Source organism: Kitasatospora sp. HPM-01-4 (assembly GCF_051374625.1).
Taxonomy (GTDB): Bacteria; Actinomycetota; Actinomycetes; order Streptomycetales; family Streptomycetaceae; genus Kitasatospora.
In genome coordinates this window covers 8,846,694-8,864,449 of the sequence record NZ_JBPQGP010000005.1, presented here as the reverse complement: position 1 = coordinate 8,864,449, position 17,756 = coordinate 8,846,694, and the positions used below count along the sequence as shown (strand labels likewise).

Sequence of the window (17,756 nt, the reverse complement as noted above, 5' to 3'; positions counted from 1 at the left end):
GCGGCTTCCGACCGTTACGCCCCGCAGGGTGCTCAATCGATGATTCCTTCCGCGAGTTCGTCGTATTCGGTCCTGTCGGGAGGTCGACCGCGTGTGGGGCAAGTGGATCGTCTGCGGTGTTCCGACCGCCGCGAGGGCGGAGTTCTCTTCCGGTCAGCGCGCGTGGTCGGCCATCAGCGACCAGCCCGGCCTGGTCGGCCAGCTGGGCGGCTGGGATCTCGCCACCGGCCGGGCCCATGTCCTGGCCCTGTGGGCCGACGTCGACAGCTACCGGGGCTTCATGCGCGAGCGGCATGACGCCGTGGCCGCCACCGCCCGGCAGTCCGCCGCCTACGACTCGATCGGGATCGCCACCGGCGAGACGGTCCTGGAGTGGGCCGGCGACCTGGCCGGCCTGCCCGATGCCGTCGAGGCCGCCGGGCTGCTCCGGCTCGCCGACTGCCGACTGCTGCCCGGCCGTGCGGAGCACTTCCTGAGTGTGCAGCGCCGCCTCTGGGTTCCGGGCATGGCGGCGGCCGGCGGAATGCTCGCCGGCGCCGCAGTCCGGCTCGGCCAGGGCCGCTGTCTGATCGCCACTCTGTGGTCCGGACAGGCCGCCCACCGGCGCTATGTCGCCCGGCACCTGCCGGAATTGCGCGCCCGCGCCGCACTCGCGGACGATCTCCGGTCGATGACCGGTCACGTGGTGGCCCTGGAACCGGCCTGGCGCGCCCGCCCCGAGCCGGTCACGCCCTGACGGCGAACCCGCTGTCCTGTCCCGCGACGCGGGAAGTCCGATTCCTCCCGGTCCGAACACCGGGCTCCCCTCGAAGGTGTCCATGAAGAACCTCACCGGCCGCCGCGTGGTCATCACCGCCGCCGGCCGCGACTTCGGCCGTACCCTCGCCGTCCACTTCGCCGGGCTCGGAGCCGAGGTCTTCCTGTCCGCGCGGACCCTCGCCGCCGCCGAGCGTGTCCGGGGCGAGATCCGCGGGCTCGGACACGAGCGGGTGCACGCCTTCACCTGCGACCTGACCGATCCCGCCTCGATCCGGGCGTTCGCCGCCGCCGTCGCCGAGCGCACCGACCAGGTCGACGTCCTGGTCAACAACGGTGCGCGCTACCTCCACGGCGCGGACCTGCTGTCGGTCGCCGACGAGGACGTCGCCGACACCATCGCCTCCGGTGCGACCGGAACCGTCCTGGTCACCAAGGCCTTTCTCCCCCTGCTGCGCGCCTCGGCCGGACCCGACGTGGTGAACATGGTCTCGGCGTGCGGCACGGCGGGCCATCACCGCTCACAGGCGCACGAAGCGTTCTACGCGGCCAAGGGCGCGCAGGCCGGGTTCGCCGAGATCCTGTCCCACCGGCTGCGGGCCGAGGGGATCAGGGTGATCTCGCTCTACCCGCCGGACTTCCACAACCCGGACCCGCTGTCCGAGGAGTGGAACCGGACACCGCGTGGCGCCGGCGACGCCCTCACCGCGAACTCCCTTGTGGACTGCGTCCTGTTCGCGATCTCGCAGCCACGGGACTGCTTCATCAAGGCGTTCCTGTTCGAGCAGGTCCAGGGCGGTGTCTGAGATCTGCGGCGCCCCGGCCGGGGGCTGTCCGCCCGGGCCGGAGCGAACTCCCCCACGGCTTCAGGCCGGTGTCACGAACCCCGACTCGTACGCGGCGATCACCGCCTGCGTCCGGTCCCGCGCACCCAACTTGCCGAGCACCGCGCTGACATGGGACTTCACCGTCTCGGAGCCGATCAGCAGCTGCTCGGCGATCTCGGCATTGGACAGCCCCCTGGCCATCAGCCGGAGCACCGCCGCCTCCCGTTCGGTCAGCGCGGCCCGCTCCATCGCGTCCCGGGCCGACCGGCTGCCGTACTCGGCGGCCAACGCCCTTACCGCGGCCGGGAACAGCAGCGAGTCGCCCTCGGTGACCAGCCGCACCGCGTGCACGATCTCCGCGGGCCGCGCCCGCTTGAGCAGGAAGCCGTCGGCCCCGGCGCGCAGTGCCTGGTACACGTACTCGTCGTTCTCGAAGGTCGTCACCACCAGGATCTTCGGCGGCGGGGCCACCGTTCGCAGCACGGCCCTGGTCGCCTCGATCCCGTCGAGCAGCGGCATCCGCACATCCATGGCCACCACGTCAGGGCGCAGCCGCCGCACCAGGGGAATGACCGCGGCACCGTCCGCCGCCTCACCCACCACCCGGATGTCGGGCTGGGTTTCGAGGACCACGCGCAGGCCGGCCCGGGCCAGGGGTTCATCGTCGACCAGCAGCACGGTGATTGGCATCCGATCAGCCTACCGAGAGGTCGGCCGGGCGCTCCCGGGAGTCCCGCGGTACCGCCGCACCGTCGAGGGGCAGCCGTACCCGCACCTGCCACTCGCCGTGGGAGGAGCCCGCCTGCGCCTGGCCGCCGAGCAGGGCCGCCCGCTCGCGCAGGCCGCGCAGCCCGCTGCCACCGCGGCCGGGCACGGAGGCGGCCTGCCCTGACAGCGGGTTGGCCACCGCCAGCTCCAGCTGCCGCCCGCTCACCGCCACCCGCACCCTGATCGGCACCGGGCCCGAGTGCCGCAGCACATTGGTGAGCGCCTCCTGGAGGATGCGGTAGCCCTCACGGGAGACCGGCCCCGGCACTTCGTCCAGCGGTCCTGACAGTTCGGCGTCCACGGTCGAGCCCGAGCTGCGCGCCGACTCCAGCAGCCGGTCCGCCTCCCCGAGGGTGGGCCGTCCGCTCACCGGCCGGCCGCTGTCACGCAGGACCAGCAGCACCCTCTCCAGGTCCTCCAGTGCGCCCCGCCCGACCTCCTCGATCGCGGCCAGCGCCCGTTCGGTGAACGCCGGGTCCCCGCCTGCCCGGGCGGCACCCGCCTGCAGCACGGCGAGGGTCAGCGCGTGGCCGATGGAGTCGTGCAGTTCCCGGGCGATGCGGTTGCGCTCCATCAGCTGCTCGGTGCGCTCCTCCAGGAGGCGCAGCCGCTCGGCGGGGGACGGGCCGAGCAGAATCCGGGCGAGCGAGGTGACGAGCTCGCCGAGCGCGGCCAGCAGGACGGGCGTCGCCACGCCCGGCAGCAGGGCCAGCGGTGCCCACCACCAGTGCGGCTGCCAGGTGCCGAGCGCCGGAATGGTCACCGGAGCGCCGCCGAGCCCGAGTCGCAGCAGTTCGACGGTGAGCATCGGCCCCCAGGCGGTGGTCATCACGGCCGCCGCGGCGAGGACGAGCCGCACCTCCATCCAGAGCACCGTCAGCCAGCGGTCCTGCCAGGTGGTGGCGGGCGCCGCCGCGATCGAGGCGTCGGGCCGGCCGCGCTCGTCCGGCACCAGGAGCAACTGGGCCTGGACGCCCTCCGCCAGACGGGCCGCCGGGATCAGGCCCACCGGCACGGTGACGATCCCGAGCAGGTAGAGCTGGCTCGGGCCGAAGAACATCCACAGCGCGATGGCGCCGGCCGGTACGCACAGGTGGAACCAGCGCGTGTAGGTGACCGGCCGCGCCGGCGACCGCAGGAACCGGCGGAGTCGAACGTAACGGCTGATGTCGGGCACCTGGTCATCCTGCCAGCGCGGCCGGTACGGCGGCTCCCCCGCACGGGGGAGAGCGCACCCACCGGCGGGGGAAGCCGCCCCGCCTCCCCGGCGGCCACAGTGGCTCCATGACCAGCATCGACGTTCACGACCTCACGAAGGACCGCGGTGGTACCCGAGTGGTCGACAGGCTCACCTTCAGCGTGCGACCGGGCCGGGTCACCGGGTTCCTCGGCCCCAACGGCGCCGGCAAGTCCACCACCCTGCGCCTGATCCTCGGCCTCGACAGGCCGACCTCCGGTTCCGCGACCATCGGCGGCCACCCGTTTGCCGGGGTGGGGCAGCCGCTGCGCACCGTCGGGGCACTGCTCGAGGCCCAGGCCGCCCACGGCGCACGCACCGCGCACAGTCATCTGCTCGCCCTGGCGGCGAGCAACCGCATCCCCGCCGGGCGGGTCGGGGAGGTCCTGGAGGAGGCGGGGCTCGCCTCCGTCGCGGACCGCCGGATCCGGACCTTCTCGCTCGGCATGCGCCAGCGGCTCGGTCTGGCCGGGGCCCTGCTCGGCGATCCGGAAGTGCTGCTCCTGGACGAGCCGTTCAACGGGCTCGACCCCGAAGGGATCGCCTGGACCCGGCAGTTGGTACGCCGCCTGGCCGGTGAGGGGCGCACCGTCCTGGTGTCCAGCCACCTGATGACCGAGACGGCGGCGTTCGCCGACCACCTGATCGTCCTCGGCCGGGGACGCCTGCTCGCCGATGCGCCGCTCCGGGAGTTCATCGACGCCCGTATCCGCCCCCGGGTCAGGTTGCGCACCAGCGAAGGAGCCCGGCTGAGCACGGTACTGCTCGCCGGGGGCTTCACTCCCCAGGAGAGCGGCGACGGCTACTGGACGGTACCCGGCGCGCAGCCCGACGAGATCGGCCGGCTCGCCGCCCGCGAGGGCATCCCGCTCCTCGAACTCGCCCATGAGGAGGGCACGTTGGAAGAGGCCTACTTCGATCTGACGGAGGGCGAGGCGGCGTACGCGTCGCGGCCCGCCCCGGCCGCCCGGGAGGTGTGACCGTGCCCGTGACAGCCCTGCTGCACAGCGAGTGGCTCAAGGTCCGCTCCCTGCGCTCCCAGCTCACGGCGCTGGCCGCCGTCCCGCTCGGCACGGTGGTGGTGTCCGCCCTGCTCTGTGGCGCCGGGCCGCGGCCCGGCACGGTCGCCGACCCCCTCCAGCTCTCCTACGGCGGCGTGACCTTCGGGCAGATGGCCGCCGTCGCCTTCGGCGCCATGGTGATGGGCGCCGAGTACCGCGACGGTGCCCTGCGCCTGTGGCTGACCGCGGCACCCGGGCGAGGCCGGTTCTACGCGGCCAAGCTGGCCGTCGTCGGCGGACTCTCCCTCATCGTCGGGCTGGTCACCGGCCTGCTCGCCCTTCTCACCGGGAAGGCGCTGCTGTCGCACCCCGACATCGGCGGCACGGTCGCCCTGCGCTCCGTTCTGGGCTGCGCCCTGTACACCGCCCTGGTCGGTGTGTTCGCGATGGGACTCACCGCCGTGGTGCGGGGGCTCACCGGCGCGCTGTGCGTCCTGGTGCCCCTGTTCACGATCCTGCCCTTCATCCTCGGCACCGCGTCCGGCCGTGGCAGTGCGACCGACTTCCTTCCCGACCAGGCCGGGCGGCAGATTCTGCTTCAGCACCCGGCCGGGGCCCTCGGCCCGTGGAGCGGCATGGCCGTCCTCATCGCCTGGGCGGCGCTCGCGGTGGCGGCCGGGTGGTGGACGCTGAACAGCCGGGACGCCTGAGGCGGATCCGGCCCGGCGAGGGCGAGGCCCGCGTGCGGGACCCTCCCCCGCCCGGTGCCGTCTCGGCATCCGCCGGCTCCCGTACGGCCATGTCAACTGCCGTCCACGGCAACCGGCTTCCCGATGCGGCGTGGCGTCCTGGGTGTACCCGCGCGGCCGGTGATGATCGTTGGGCAGGGCCACGGAAGGCGGGACGGCGGAAGGCGGAACGGGCATGCCCACCACGCGGACCATGGCGGCGCTCGCCCTCATGCTGCTGCTCGCCGTGGGCCCGGCCTGCACGGCCCGCCCGTCGACCGTGCCTCGGCTCGCCACCGGCGTACCCAGCGCCGCGCGGCTCCCGTCGGGCACCAGGTCGCCGGCCGCACCGCAGGCCGGGGACTGGCCGACGTACCAGCACGACGCCGCACGCAGCGGCGTGGCACCCTCGGCCGCACCGCTGGGACAGCCGGTGCGCACCTGGACGGCCACGCTGGACGGCGCGGTGTACGGGCAGCCGCTCGTCGTCGGCGGCCGGGCGTTCGCGGCGACCGAGCGCAACACGCTGTACGCGCTGGACATCGCCACCGGCGCGGTGCTGTGGAGCCGTAACGTCGGCGCCCCGGCGCAGGCTTCGGAGCTGCCCTGCGGGGACATCGCACCGTTGGGCATCACCGGGACACCGGTCTACGACCCGCGGACCGGGCTCGTCTTCGCGGTCGCCGAGCTGTCCGGCGGCCTCCACCAGCTGGTCGGACTCGATGCCGGGACCGGTGCACCGCTGGTCAGCCGCGAGGCCGAACCGCCGCGCGGGAAGCGCGCGGCGCACCAGCAGCGCGGCGCGCTCGCGCTCTGGCGGGGCCGGGTGCTGATCGCGTACGGCGGACTGTACGGCGACTGCTCGGACTACGTCGGCACGGTCCTTTCGGTGCCGGCCACGGGCAGCGGGCCGACCCTCGCCTACACCGTGCCCACCTCTCGCGGCGGCGGCATCTGGTCGCCGGGCGGGCCGGTGGTGGGCGGTGACCGGATGTTCGTCTCGGTCGGCAACGGCGCCGCCACCGAGGGCACGCCGGGCGGCTACGACGGCTCGGACTCGGTGCTCGCCCTCACCGCCGATCTGCACCGGGCCGACTTCTTCGCCCCGGCCGACTGGGCGCAGGAGAACGCGAACGACCTCGACCTCGGCTCGCTGGCCCCGGCGCTGGTCGGACGGCACGTGTTCATCGCCGGCAAGAGCGGCATCGCCTACACCCTGGCCGCCGACCATCTGGGCGGGATCGGCGGCCAGTTGGCGCAGACGCGGGCCTGCCGGGGGTTCGGCGCCGCGGCGGTCGACGGCGACACCGTCTACCTGCCGTGCGCGGACGCCCTGGCCCGCTTCTCGGTGGCCGCCGACGGCTCGATCAAGCCCGGCTGGCGGGTACCGCTGCAGGGAGCCGGCTCTCCGGTGGTCGGCGGCGGCGCGGTCTGGGTGGTCGACAACGGACGCGGGCAGCTGAACGCACTCGACCCGGCAACCGGCCGCATCCGCCGACAACTCACCGTCGGACCGGTCCCCCACTTCGCCTCACCGGCACTCTCCGGAGCACGCATCCTGCTCGGCACGATGACCGGGGTGACGGCCTTCACGGAGTCCTGACTTTCCGTCAGCGTCAAGGCCGGAGGCCGATCCGGCCGTCGACGGTGCGTCTGCGCAAGGCCGACCGGGGAGTCCGTCATTGTCGCTCCGCCGCGGCCGGGGACTACCAGCGGGCCTCCAGGGTGTCGATGTGGGCCTCGACATCGGCGACGGTGGCGTTGGTCCGGTAGCCGACCTGGTGATTGACCCGGATCATGTGGGAATTGTCTGCGGCGGTGTTCGTGGCCACCCGGCTGATCTCAGGCCGCTCGGCCCGCAGCCACTGCATCTGGCGGGCCTTGATGAACCGCCCGAGGCCATGACCGCGGAAGGCCGGTAGCACCGCCGTCTCCTGCTGGTAGCCCAACGTCGGCCGACTCGGGCTGATCACCATCTCCGTCAGCCCCGCCACCGCGCCGGTGCTCTCGTGGACCGCGACGACGATCCGCTGCTCTTCGCCCCGCTCCCGCAGGTCGGCCTCATGCCGGCGGACCCGGTCCACCGTCCAGTCCGGGAAGCGGAGGCTCGACTCCCCCGCCGGGGCGTCCATGATGGCGGTGCGGGCCCGCGCATAACCGGCCACCAGCGCTTCCGGAGCCGCGCCGGTCCATTGCTCCGCCCTGTACCCGTCCGGAGCCGCGACTCGCCACAGCCGCGGATCAACGTCCGGGACCGCGAGATCCTGCAGGACGAACTCCTGCACCCTGGCGAACCCCAGGGCACTCGCCCACTTCTCCCCCTCACCGCCGACCTTCAGTCCTTGTCCGGTCACCACGACCCGCCCCGCAGCCCGCGAGTCGGGAAGCGTCGCCCGCAGCAGCGCGGTGCCGATGCCCTGTCGGCGACTCTCGGGAACGACCCGCACGCTGGTGATGGTGAGCTCGACGTTCTCATGCTCCGGAAGCGTCAGGGTCGCCATTCCGACGATGCGCCCGCCGGTCCGGGCCACCCAGTATCGCTGCGAGCCCAGCAGCGAAGTCGGCATACGCAGTTCCTCCACGAAGGACGCGTACGAAGGCGCCGGCCAGTCGGAGAATTCTCTGAACACCGCCGTCGAGGCCTCGTAGCACTCGGCTATCTCATGCTCCGTTGCAAGAGCCGGAACGAATGGTGCGATGTCGATATGCATGGCTGAACAAGCTTCCTTCGCTGGAGTTCAGGTGCGGTGATCGGCACCTGATCATTTCAGCGCGAGATCGGTTGTGTCGACCGGGTAACGAGGCTGTCGTCGGGACCGGCACCCACCACCACGCGCTGACCGCCGAGTCCCGCGTGTGCCCGCCCTTGAGCGGGAGTTGGCCGGCGGCCCGCGCCGACGCCTACCGGCAGCGACCCCACGGCTCCATCCTGTCGCCCGACCTCTCCCCCGGCCTACCCGCCGTCCCGGCGCACCGCGCCGGGTCCTCGCCCACCTGCCCCGCACCCATGGAAGACGTATCCTGGGGCTACACATGATGATCGTAACTTCGCTTCACAGTAAGGGAGTTGCGACCGACCAGACGGGCTTGACAGTACGCCGGGCTCACCGCGTTGGCCGCAATGCCCACCGACGAGGCAAGTCCGCTGCCAAGGCAAGGAGCATCCCGGCGACGTCACCGCCTGACGCGCCGGTTACACCGCGGGCGAAAGACGACGGCTGCACCAACCGTCGGGATATGGTCGGCCCATGACTGCCGTTCCCGCGGATCCTACGGCCCCGGACGTGGCCCTTGTGCTGGCCTGCTACGCGGCCTACGCCCGAGGTGACATCGACACCGCCGTCGCCCCGCTCCACCCGGACGTCGAGTGGATCGAGCCCGAGGAGTTCCCGGGCGGCGGCCGGCGCACCGGCCCCGCCGCCGTCGCGGAGTACCTGCGCGACTCCTACGCCCTGTGGAGCGAGCTGGTCTCCGAGCCGACCCCGTACCGGCGGGGCGAGGAGATCGTGATCGTCCATCACTTCCACGGCCGTCTCACCGACGGTACCGCCCATGACGTGACGGTCGCCGACGTCTTCACCGTCCGCGACGGCCGGGTCGTCCGCATGCACGCCTATGCCGATCCGGCCGACGCCCTGTAGCAACCACCCGCGCCCGGCACGGGCCCGTCACCGGTGGTACACCGACAGCCGCCCGTCCGGCTGCGCGGCGACCGAACGAGACGCCGTCGGCCTTGCGGCACGTGACCGCCGTGTCCGGTGAGCCACCCGCCATCCGCTGAGCGGGCCGACGGCGCGCCGCCCACACTGGAAGGCAGGCCAAGTGGAGGAGGCGAGGTGGAGTCGGACGCAGACGCCCTCACTCGCTCCCTCGCGCCTTCGGCGCGCCGGGCGTCGCGCCCGGAGTCGGAGCCGGCGATGCCCGATCCGTGGACGCTGCGCTACGAGGGCTTCGACCCCGCCCAGGAGGGGGTTCGTGAAGTCCTGTGCGCCGTGGGGAACGGCTACCTGGTCACCCGCGGCGCCGCTCCCGAATCCCGTGCGGACGGCGTCCACTACCCGGGCACCTACCTCGCCGGGTGCTACGACCGGGCCTCCTCCAGCGTCGACGGTCACATCGTCGACAACGAGGACCTGGTCAACTGCCCGAACTGGCTGCCGCTGACCTTCCGTCCGCAGGGCGGCGAGTGGTTCACCGGCCCACCGGTACGCCAGTGTCTAGAGCTGGACCTGCGCCGCGGCGTGCTCACCCGGCAGGCGCTGGCGACGGACGCGCAGGGTCGCCGCACCCGGCTGGTCCAGCGCAGGATCGCCAGCCAGGCGCAGCCGCACCTGGTCGCGCTGGAGACCACTCTGGTGCCGGAGAACTGGTCCGGCCGGCTGGAGGTCAGCTCGGCGCTCGACGGCACGGTGGCCAACACCGGTGTGGCCCGCTACCGCGGTCTGACCAGCCGCCACCTGCTCCCGGCTGGGCAGGGCGCGGACCGCGACGGCCTGCTCTGGCTGGAGGCCGCCGCCATCGGATCGCCGCTGCGCATCGCACTCGCCGCCCGTACCCGGGTGCACCAGGCGGGCACACCGGTCCCGGCGGTCCGCACCGAGCGGTTCCGGGACGGCCGGGCGGCCCAGATCCTCGTCCTGGACGCCGCCGAGGGCCGGCCGGTCACCGTGGAGAAGACCGTCGCGCTGTACACCTCCCGTGACCCGGCGGTCGACGATCCGCTGCGGGCCGCCCGGCTGCTCGCCGCGCAGGCCCCCGGCTTCGATCAGCTGGTTTCCGAACACGCGCTGCGCTGGGCCGAGTTGTGGCATCACTGCCGCATCGAGGCCGACTTCGACGGCGTCGGCGCGCTGCACCTGAACCTGTTCCACCTGCTCCAGACGTACTCCGAGCACTCCGTCGACCTCGACGTCGGCATCCCCGCCCGCGGCCTGCACGGCGAGGCCTACCGCGGCCACGTCTTCTGGGACGAGCTCTTCGTCCTGCAGCTGTTCAACCTGCGCTTCCCCGAACTCACCCAGGCCGTCCTGCGCTACCGCCACCGCCGCCTGGACGCCGCCCGCCGGGCTGCCCGCGAGACGGGTCTGCGCGGCGCGATGTACCCCTGGCAGAGCGCGAGCGACGGCCGTGAGGAGTCACAGCGGCTGCACCTGAACCCGCTCTCCGGCCACTGGCTGCCCGACCACAGCCACCTCCAGCGGCACGTGGGATCGGCCATCGCCTACAACGTCTGGCAGTACTACCAGGCCACCGGTGACCTGGACTTCCTCGCCACCACCGGCGCCGAGATGCTGCTGGAGATCGCCCGGTTCTGGTCCGCCTGCGCCGACCACGACCCCGCACGCGGGCGGTACTCGATCCGCGGCGTGCTCGGCCCCGACGAGTACCACGACGCCTACCCCTGGGCCGAGCGGCCCGGGGTGGACGACAACGCGTACACCAACGTCCTGGCCTCGTGGGTGCTGGCCCGGGCGCTCGACACCGTCGAGGTGCTGCCCGAGTACCCGCGCGCGGAACTCCTGGAGCGGCTCGCCCTCGGCCCGGAGGAGCTGGGCCGCTGGCAGGAGGTCAGCCGCCGGCTGCACATCCCCTTCCACGACGGCGTACTGAGCCAGTTCGACGGCTACGAGCGGCTGGCGGAACTCGACTGGACGGCGTACCGGCGCCGCTACCCCGACCTCCGGCGCCTCGACCGGATCCTGGAGGCCGAGGGCGACACCGTCAACCGTTACAAGGCATCCAAGCAGGCCGACGTGCTGATGCTCTGGTACCTCTTCTCCGCCCGCGAGGTGCGCGGCCTGCTGCGCCGCCTCGGCTACCCGGCCGGGGACGAGCTGCTGGCCCGCACCACCGGCTACTACCTGCGACGCACCGTGCACGGCTCGACCCTGAGCTCGGTGGTCCACGCCTGGGTGCTGACCCGCTCCGACCGCCGCGCCGCCTGGCACCACTTCCGCGACGCGCTGACCGCCGACCTGCGGGACGTCCAGGGCGGGACCACCGCCGAAGGCGTCCACCTCGGCGCCATGGCCGGCGCCGTCGACCTGCTCCAGCGCTGCTACACCGGACTGGAGATCCGTGCGGACGCCCTGTGGATCGACCCTCATCTGCCGTCCGCGCTGGGCCACTTGGCCCTGGACCTGCGCTACCGGGGCCACTGGGGCCTGGCACTCTCCCTCGACCAGCGGCAGATCACGGTGGGCCTGCGCGAGAGCGACCGGAAGCCGGTCCAGGTCCGCTTCCGGGACTCCCCGTTCACCATCCGGCCGGGCGAGAGCCACCGTTTCACCCTCTGACCGGGCCCGGTTGCCGCACCCGCCCGGGTTCACCCACCGTCCTGGCGGCCGGACCACAGCGGCTCCGCCCACTCCGGCTACCGGCTCTCCCCCGCCCGGTGGTCGAGTGTGCGGCGGCGGAGCGTGGAGCGGGACGCCGCCCCCAGCGACAGTCCGGCCAACGTCATCAGCCCGATGGAGGCGGCGGCGTCCGCGACGGTGTCCGTGCCCGGCCGGGGCGCCGCCGCGGGCCGTCCGAGCTCGTTCACCCAGACCGCCACGGTCCCGCCGACGCGGACGTCGTTCGAGACGGCCGACGGCTCGCGGTGCCGGTCGGACAGCGGGTGGACCCGGGTGGCATCCGCCGTCATCGCGGCCCCGCCGGGCAGCGCCGCTCCGTCCGTGGTCGTGACGACCGGGTGGAGGTGACGGGCCGTCTGCGGCTCGGTGCCCCGCCCGTACTGTGCCGTCGGCGGTCCGACCGCCGCCGCAACGGCCGGTGCTCCGACGGAGGCGAGCACCAGGACCAGGACGAGTCGGCCGCGCGCCCGGTCCGGACGCCGGCGCGGCAGCCCGCCTCCCCCGCCCTCGGCCGGACTGGGTTGCCGCCAGAGCGTCGCGAGCGCGGCCGGGCAGCGGTGGGGAGCGCTATCGGCGGACATGGCACGCCTCCTGGGTACGGAGGGTAGGAGTGCTGGCATCGGCGCCCGCGCGGGGCCGACGGGCCCAGTCTGCTCGGCAACCGTACGGAACCCGTAGGGCCCTTCGGGCCTTCCGGCCCGCCGGCGGGCCCGGTCCGCCGGTCCTTCCCCGGGGCCGGTGGCCCCACCGGTCGGCCCCTGGCCGGCGGTGCGGCGAGGCGGTGCCGTGGAGACGGCGGCCGCAGAGGCCGCGGCCCACGCCCTGGGATCGTCCGGACACATCCGCACGACGGGCCGCTGAAACCGACGCCTGACGCTCGGTCGCCCCGCCGGACCTCGGCCGCCTCACTCCCACCCCACCGCCCCTCCCGGGATTTGTCGATATCAAGTATCTTGACGTCGAGATTGATTCCGAGAGTGGACACGGGGGCCTCGCCATGCGATGGAACGGGGATGGACTGATAGCACAGCTGCGGCGGCCGCCGGGCGGGCGGGATGCGCGGATCATGCTGCTCGCACAGTGCGTGGACCGGACCGGGACAGGGGTGTGGGCCGCGGCCTCGGTGCTGTACTTCACCTTCGTGAGCCGGCTGGACGCGCGCCAGCTCGGACTGCTGCTGGGGGTGGGGGCCATCGCGGGGATCGCCGGGTCACCGCTGGCGGGGCGGGCCGCCGAACGGTTCACCGTGCGCGGCCTGCTGATCGGATGCCACCTGCTGCGGCTGGGGACCATGGGCCTGCTCCTGGTCGCCCACGACTTCGCCGCACTGCTGCCCGTGGTGGCCCTCACCTGCCTCGCGGAGCGGGCGGCCAAGACACTGGAGATGCTCTTCGCCACCCGGATCGCGGGTGAACGGCGGAGCACCTACCAGGCGCTGTTCCGCAGCGTGGCCAACGCCGGGTACGCGCTCGGCGCGGGCATCGCCGCGCTCGGGCTCGCCGTGGGCACCACGAACGCCTACCGCGCGCTGATCCTGGCCAACGCGCTCTCCTTCGTGCTGGCCGCCGCCCTGGTCCGGCGGACCAGGGAGCCGGTCGGCCACGCTCTGGTGACGGCGGAGAACGACGGCAGGACCACTGACGGCCCGTCATCCGCCCCCAGCCCCTGGCGGGACCGCGGCTACCTGCTCTTCGTACTCCTCGACATCCCGATGAACCTGGACGACTCGGTGCTGAACGTCGGCCTGCCGCTCTGGCTGGTCCACCACACCGGAGCGCCGCACGCGGTCGTCCCCGCCTTCCTGGTGGTCAACACCGTGCTCGTGGTGGTCCTGCAGCTGCGGATCTCGGCACGGACCGAAGGCCCGCGCAGAGCGGCCGCGGCAGTGGGCTGGTACGGAATGACCCTGCTCACCTGCTGCCTGGTACTGGCGACCGCCACCGGCGGCGGAGCCTGGTCGGCGTCACTCGCCATGCTGGCAGCCGCGATGCTGGTCACCCTGGCCGAACTGATGCGCTCGGTGAGTTCCTGGGAGCTGGCGGTCAGTCTGGCGCCGCCGCGCGCCCGGGCCTCCTACCTGGGAGTCGCCGGGATGTCCCAGTCGGTCCAGAAGTCGGTGGGCCCGCTGCTGCTGACCGGCGCGGTGATGACGGCCGGTCCGGCGGGCTGGCTTGCGCTCGGCGCAGCGGTCACCGGGCTGAGCCTGGTACAGCGACGGGCCAGCCTGCGGCGACTGGCGACCCTCACGGCGCCGGCCGCGCCCCGGCAGGCCGTCAGCGCCGTCGGCGGCTGACCGTTCGTTCCGCGCGCGGGAGGCGGCGGTGCGGCAGGAGGCGGCGGTGCGGTGGAGGGCCGTCATCGCAGGGCGTCCGGTCACAGACCGTCCGGTGGCCGCAACACCGGCTCCGGTGGAGTCAGTTGGTTCGATGTCAGGGTGAGGGCGGCGGTCCGCGTCGTCCACGGGCGCCCCAGCGGTACGGCCCCGCCGGACGCGCCGCCGCCCCGCTCCCCCGTGTGGCTCGTAGTTTCGTGGTGGCCCGCAGAACGCGGGCCTTCGCGATCCGAGCAAGGACGGAACACATGACGTCGACGATCGGCCTGCTGGCCCGCATCGAAGCCCTGCCCGAGCACGCCGAGGAGGTCGAGGCGCTGCTGCGCGACGCCCTGGCATCGGCTCGTGAGGAGGAGCAGACCCTGACCTGGTTCGCCTTCAGGGAGAGCCCCACCGTGTTCGGGATCTTCGACACCTTCGCCGATGAGAGCGGCCGGGCCGCTCACCTCAACGGCCGGATCGCGGCGGCCCTGATGCGGATCGCCCCCACCCGCCTGGCCACCGATCCCGACATCCGCACCGTCGACATCCTGGCCGCCAAACTTCCCTGAACAGCTCACCGCGGAGGGGCGGGACCGCAGGCCCGGCCTCGCCCTTCCGCCGCCCGCGTACGCCTCCGGAGGCCCCCGTAGGCCTCCGGGCCGGCAGCCCCCAGCCAACCGGGTTCGTCCCGGAGGGGACGGCGGTTCGGACGGGGGCCGCCGCTTCCACGGGATGTGCACGTGGCGCCCGGGGGCCCGCGGCGAGGGAGAACGGGCCGTCGGTGTCGTCGCTGCCCGGGTATCCGCCGGCCGGTACCGGGACGCCCGTCGGCTGCCGGGAGGCCCGCCCGAGGGGGCCGCGTACGGGCGGAGCGGGGTGTCTTTCCGCTCGCTCGGCGCAAGGTCCACAGCGTGGTGCGGCCCGCGCACGGCGGGGCCGGGTTAGACATTTACCCATGGCCCGAGCCCTGCCCCGCTCCTTCTGGCCGTTCCGGCGCCGACCGTCCGGCCGCCGCGAGCGGCGCCAGCCGGACGCCGTTTCGCCCGCCTCGTCGGCGCGGCACCGCCTGGGCATGCGGAGCCTCGCCGGGCAGATGTTCCTGCAGCAGGTGCTGATCGTGCTGCTGCTCGTGGTGGCGGCCGTGGCCGCCCTGCTGATCCAGGCCCGCAGCGACCAGTTCGACGAGGCCCGCGACCGCTCGCTCGGCGCTGCCGAGTCCTTCTCGCACACCCCGGGTCTGCCGGCCGCCATGCGCCTGCCCGACCCGACCGCGGTCCTCCAGCCGCGGACGGAGGTCGCCCGCCGGCAGGCCGGAATCGACTTCCTGGTGGTCACCAACCGCGACGGCATCCGCTACACGCACCCCGAGCCGCAACTGATCGGCAAGAAGTTCGTCGGTACGATCGGCCCCTCCCTGCAGGGCAGGACCACCATCGAGAGCGTCCAAGGACCGCTCGGCCACGAGCTTCAGGTCATCGTCCCCGCCTACGACGAGGGCGGAAACATCATCGGGATCGTGTCCGCCGGGGTCAAGGTCAGCGGGGTGAGCAGCGCGATCAACCGCCAGCTCCCCGTGCTGCTGATCACCGGTGCCGCCGCCCTCGCGCTGGCCACCGCCGGCACCGGCCTGGTGAACCGCAGGCTGCGCCGCCAGACCCACGGCCTCGGGCCCGCCGAGATGACCCGGATGTACGAGCACCACGACGCGGTGCTGCACGCGGTCCGCGAAGGGGTGGTCATCGTCGGCGGCACCGGCCGCATCCTTCTCGCCAACGACCAGGCGCGCCGCCTGCTCGACCTCCCCGCCGATGCCGAGGGACGCGCCGTCGGCGACCCCGCCCTTCGGCTCACCCCCCGGATGGCGGAGCTGCTGGCCTCCCGACGCATCGTCACCGACGAGGTGGTTCCGCTCGGGGGCCGGCTGCTGGCGATCAACAACCGGCCCACCGACCGGAAGGGCGGCCCGCCCGGCAGCGTCGCCACCCTGCGCGACACCACCGAGCTCCACATCCTGACCGGTACGGCCGAGATCGCCCGCAACCGGCTCCGGCTGCTGTACGACGCGAGTCTCGCCATCGGCACCACCCTGGACATCCGGCGCACCGCCCAGGAGCTCACCCAGATCGCCACCCCGCGCCTGGCCGACTACGTCACCGTCGACCTCGCCGAGCCCGTCCTCGAAGGCGAGGAACCGCAGGCCCTGGTCAGCGGCACGGCAGCGGTACTGCGGCGGGTCGCGCTCACCGGCCCGGGCCCGTCGCCGCTCTACCCCGCGGGCGGGCTCCAGACCTTCGCCGGCCCCACCCCCCAGGCGACGGGCTTCGTCAGCGGACACCCCGTCCTCGTACCCGACCTGTCCGCCGACAACGGCTGGCGGAACCAGGACCGCGAGCGCACCCAGGACGTGATCGACTTCGGTTTCCACTCGCTCATCACTGTCCCGCTGCGGGCCCGGGGCGTGCTGATGGGCGTCGTCAACTTCTGGCGCACCCGGGAGAGCGAGCCGTTCGACGAGGACGACCTGTCACTGGCCGAGGAGCTCACCAACCGGGCCGCCCTGGCCATCGACAACGCCCGCCGCTACACCCGCGAGCACACCCTGGCCACCACGCTCCAACGCCATCTGCTCCCCCGGACCCTTCCGCCGCACCCGACCCTGGACATCGCCCACCGCTACCTGCCCGCCCCCACCGGCGCCAGCGGTGACTGGTACGACGTCATCCCGCTGCCCGGTACCCGCACCGCGCTGGTCATCGGCGACGTGGTCGGGCACGGTCTGCACGCCGCCGCCACCATGGGCCGGCTGCGCACCGCCGTACAGAACTTCTCCACCCTCGACCTGCCGCCCGGTGAACTGCTCGCCCACCTCGACCAGTTGGTCTCCCAGCTCGACCAGGAGGCGTCCGAGACCCAGGCCGTCATCGCCGGTGCCACCTGCCTGTACGCCATCTACGACCCCACCGCCGGCACCTGCACCCTGGCCGGCGCCGGCCATCCCGCGCCCGTCCTGGTCCGCCCCGACGGCACCGTCGAGGTCCCCGCCCTCCCCGCCAACCCGCCGCTGGGCCTCGGCCACCACCCCTTCCACGCCGCCCGGCTCCGCCTCCCCGAGGGCACCACCCTGGTGCTGTACACCAACGGCCTGATCACCAATCACACCCGCGACCTCACCGCCGGGGAGAACGCCCTGTTCGCCGCCCTCGCCGACCAGCGCGGCCGCACTCCCCAGGAGACCTGTGACGAGGTGCTCGCCGCCCTGCGGCCGACCCGGCCCACCGACGACACCGCCGTCCTGGTCGCCCGTACCCACCTCCTGCCGCCCGACCGGATCGCCGACTGGGACGTTCTCTTCGCCCCCACCGCCGTCGCCGCGATCCGCACCGCCGCGGCCCGGCAGCTCGCCCGGTGGGGCCTGGACGACGAGGTGTTCACCACCCAGGTCATCCTCACCGAGCTCGTCACCAACGCCATCCAGCACGCCTCGGGCCCCATCCACGTCCGGCTCCTCCACTACCACGACACCCTGGTCTGCGAGGTCTCCGACGCCACCGACACCACCCCGCACCCCCGTCACCCCGCACCCACCGACGAGAGCGGCCGCGGCCTGCTGCTGGTCACCCACCTCACCCAGCACTGGGGCACCCGCCACACCCCCACCGGCAAGACCATCTGGACCGAGCAGCGCGTCGCGCCCGCCGGCCCGGACCCGTGGACGGGCCCCGAGCGGGGGTGAGTGCCGCTCCTCGCGCGGTCACGGCGACGGTCACGG

14 protein-coding genes are annotated in these 17,756 nt (G+C 73.4%); 10 read left to right on the top strand and 4 right to left on the bottom strand.

The window, feature by feature from the left end:
- The first annotated feature begins 91 nt into the window (after nucleotides 1-91).
- Nucleotides 92-736: a DUF4937 domain-containing protein gene (locus tag ACSMTC_RS38135; RefSeq protein WP_436564346.1), complete on the top strand. Its 645-nt coding sequence runs from the start codon at nucleotides 92-94 to the stop codon at nucleotides 734-736.
- Nucleotides 737-818: 82 nt separating this feature from the next.
- The gene (locus tag ACSMTC_RS38130) at nucleotides 819-1,562 is read left to right on the top strand and encodes an SDR family oxidoreductase (protein ID WP_436564345.1); all 744 of its coding nucleotides are present in this window, start codon (nucleotides 819-821) and stop codon (nucleotides 1,560-1,562) included.
- Between the two features lie 60 nt (nucleotides 1,563-1,622).
- On the opposite strand, the gene ACSMTC_RS38125 is transcribed toward ACSMTC_RS38130, so the two are convergent.
- Entirely contained in the window at nucleotides 1,623-2,273 is a 651-nt protein-coding gene (locus ACSMTC_RS38125) for a response regulator (protein WP_436564344.1), read from the bottom strand.
- A gap of 4 nt (nucleotides 2,274-2,277) precedes the next feature.
- Entirely contained in the window at nucleotides 2,278-3,528 is a 1,251-nt protein-coding gene (locus ACSMTC_RS38120; protein ID WP_436564343.1) for a sensor histidine kinase, read from the bottom strand.
- A gap of 107 nt (nucleotides 3,529-3,635) precedes the next feature.
- Here ACSMTC_RS38120 and ACSMTC_RS38115 point away from each other — a divergent pair, with 107 nt between their 5' ends.
- The 3 genes from ACSMTC_RS38115 (at nucleotide 3,636) to ACSMTC_RS38105 (ending at nucleotide 6,920) form a co-directional block, all read left to right on the top strand.
- Nucleotides 3,636-4,568, top strand: coding sequence for an ABC transporter ATP-binding protein (locus ACSMTC_RS38115; RefSeq protein ID WP_436564342.1), 933 nt, complete (start codon nucleotides 3,636-3,638; stop codon nucleotides 4,566-4,568).
- Between the two features lie 2 nt (nucleotides 4,569-4,570).
- Nucleotides 4,571-5,299: an ABC transporter permease gene (locus ACSMTC_RS38110; RefSeq protein WP_436564341.1), complete on the top strand. Its 729-nt coding sequence runs from the start codon at nucleotides 4,571-4,573 to the stop codon at nucleotides 5,297-5,299.
- A 214-nt stretch (nucleotides 5,300-5,513) separates the two neighbouring features.
- On the top strand, nucleotides 5,514-6,920 hold the full coding sequence (locus ACSMTC_RS38105) for an outer membrane protein assembly factor BamB family protein (protein ID WP_436564340.1): 1,407 nt from the start codon (nucleotides 5,514-5,516) through the stop codon (nucleotides 6,918-6,920).
- A gap of 103 nt (nucleotides 6,921-7,023) precedes the next feature.
- Here the strand turns inward: ACSMTC_RS38105 and ACSMTC_RS38100 are convergent, their stop codons facing one another.
- Entirely contained in the window at nucleotides 7,024-8,028 is a 1,005-nt protein-coding gene (locus ACSMTC_RS38100) for a GNAT family N-acetyltransferase (protein ID WP_436564339.1), read from the bottom strand.
- Between the two features lie 573 nt (nucleotides 8,029-8,601).
- On the opposite strand from ACSMTC_RS38100, the gene ACSMTC_RS38095 reads away from it, so the two are divergent.
- Together ACSMTC_RS38095 and ACSMTC_RS38090 are read left to right on the top strand one after the other, a co-directional pair.
- Nucleotides 8,602-8,958: a nuclear transport factor 2 family protein gene (locus tag ACSMTC_RS38095; protein ID WP_436564338.1), complete on the top strand. Its 357-nt coding sequence runs from the start codon at nucleotides 8,602-8,604 to the stop codon at nucleotides 8,956-8,958.
- A gap of 276 nt (nucleotides 8,959-9,234) precedes the next feature.
- A complete protein-coding gene (locus tag ACSMTC_RS38090; RefSeq protein WP_436564337.1) occupies nucleotides 9,235-11,613 on the top strand; it encodes a glycoside hydrolase family 65 protein in 2,379 nt (792 codons plus the stop codon).
- 77 nt (nucleotides 11,614-11,690) lie between these two features.
- Here ACSMTC_RS38090 and ACSMTC_RS38085 read toward each other — a convergent pair whose 3' ends face one another.
- Nucleotides 11,691-12,254, bottom strand: coding sequence for a hypothetical protein (locus ACSMTC_RS38085; protein ID WP_436564336.1), 564 nt, complete (start codon nucleotides 12,252-12,254; stop codon nucleotides 11,691-11,693).
- Between the two features lie 485 nt (nucleotides 12,255-12,739).
- On the opposite strand from ACSMTC_RS38085, the gene ACSMTC_RS38080 reads away from it, so the two are divergent.
- The 3 genes from ACSMTC_RS38080 (at nucleotide 12,740) to ACSMTC_RS38070 (ending at nucleotide 17,720) form a co-directional block, all read left to right on the top strand.
- On the top strand, nucleotides 12,740-13,966 hold the full coding sequence (locus tag ACSMTC_RS38080; protein ID WP_436564335.1) for an MFS transporter: 1,227 nt from the start codon (nucleotides 12,740-12,742) through the stop codon (nucleotides 13,964-13,966).
- 287 nt (nucleotides 13,967-14,253) lie between these two features.
- Nucleotides 14,254-14,556, top strand: a complete 303-nt coding sequence (locus tag ACSMTC_RS38075) for a putative quinol monooxygenase (RefSeq protein WP_436564334.1) — start codon at nucleotides 14,254-14,256, stop codon at nucleotides 14,554-14,556.
- Between the two features lie 386 nt (nucleotides 14,557-14,942).
- Nucleotides 14,943-17,720, top strand: a complete 2,778-nt coding sequence (locus ACSMTC_RS38070) for a SpoIIE family protein phosphatase (protein ID WP_436564333.1) — start codon at nucleotides 14,943-14,945, stop codon at nucleotides 17,718-17,720.
- Nucleotides 17,721-17,756 lie beyond the last annotated feature (36 nt).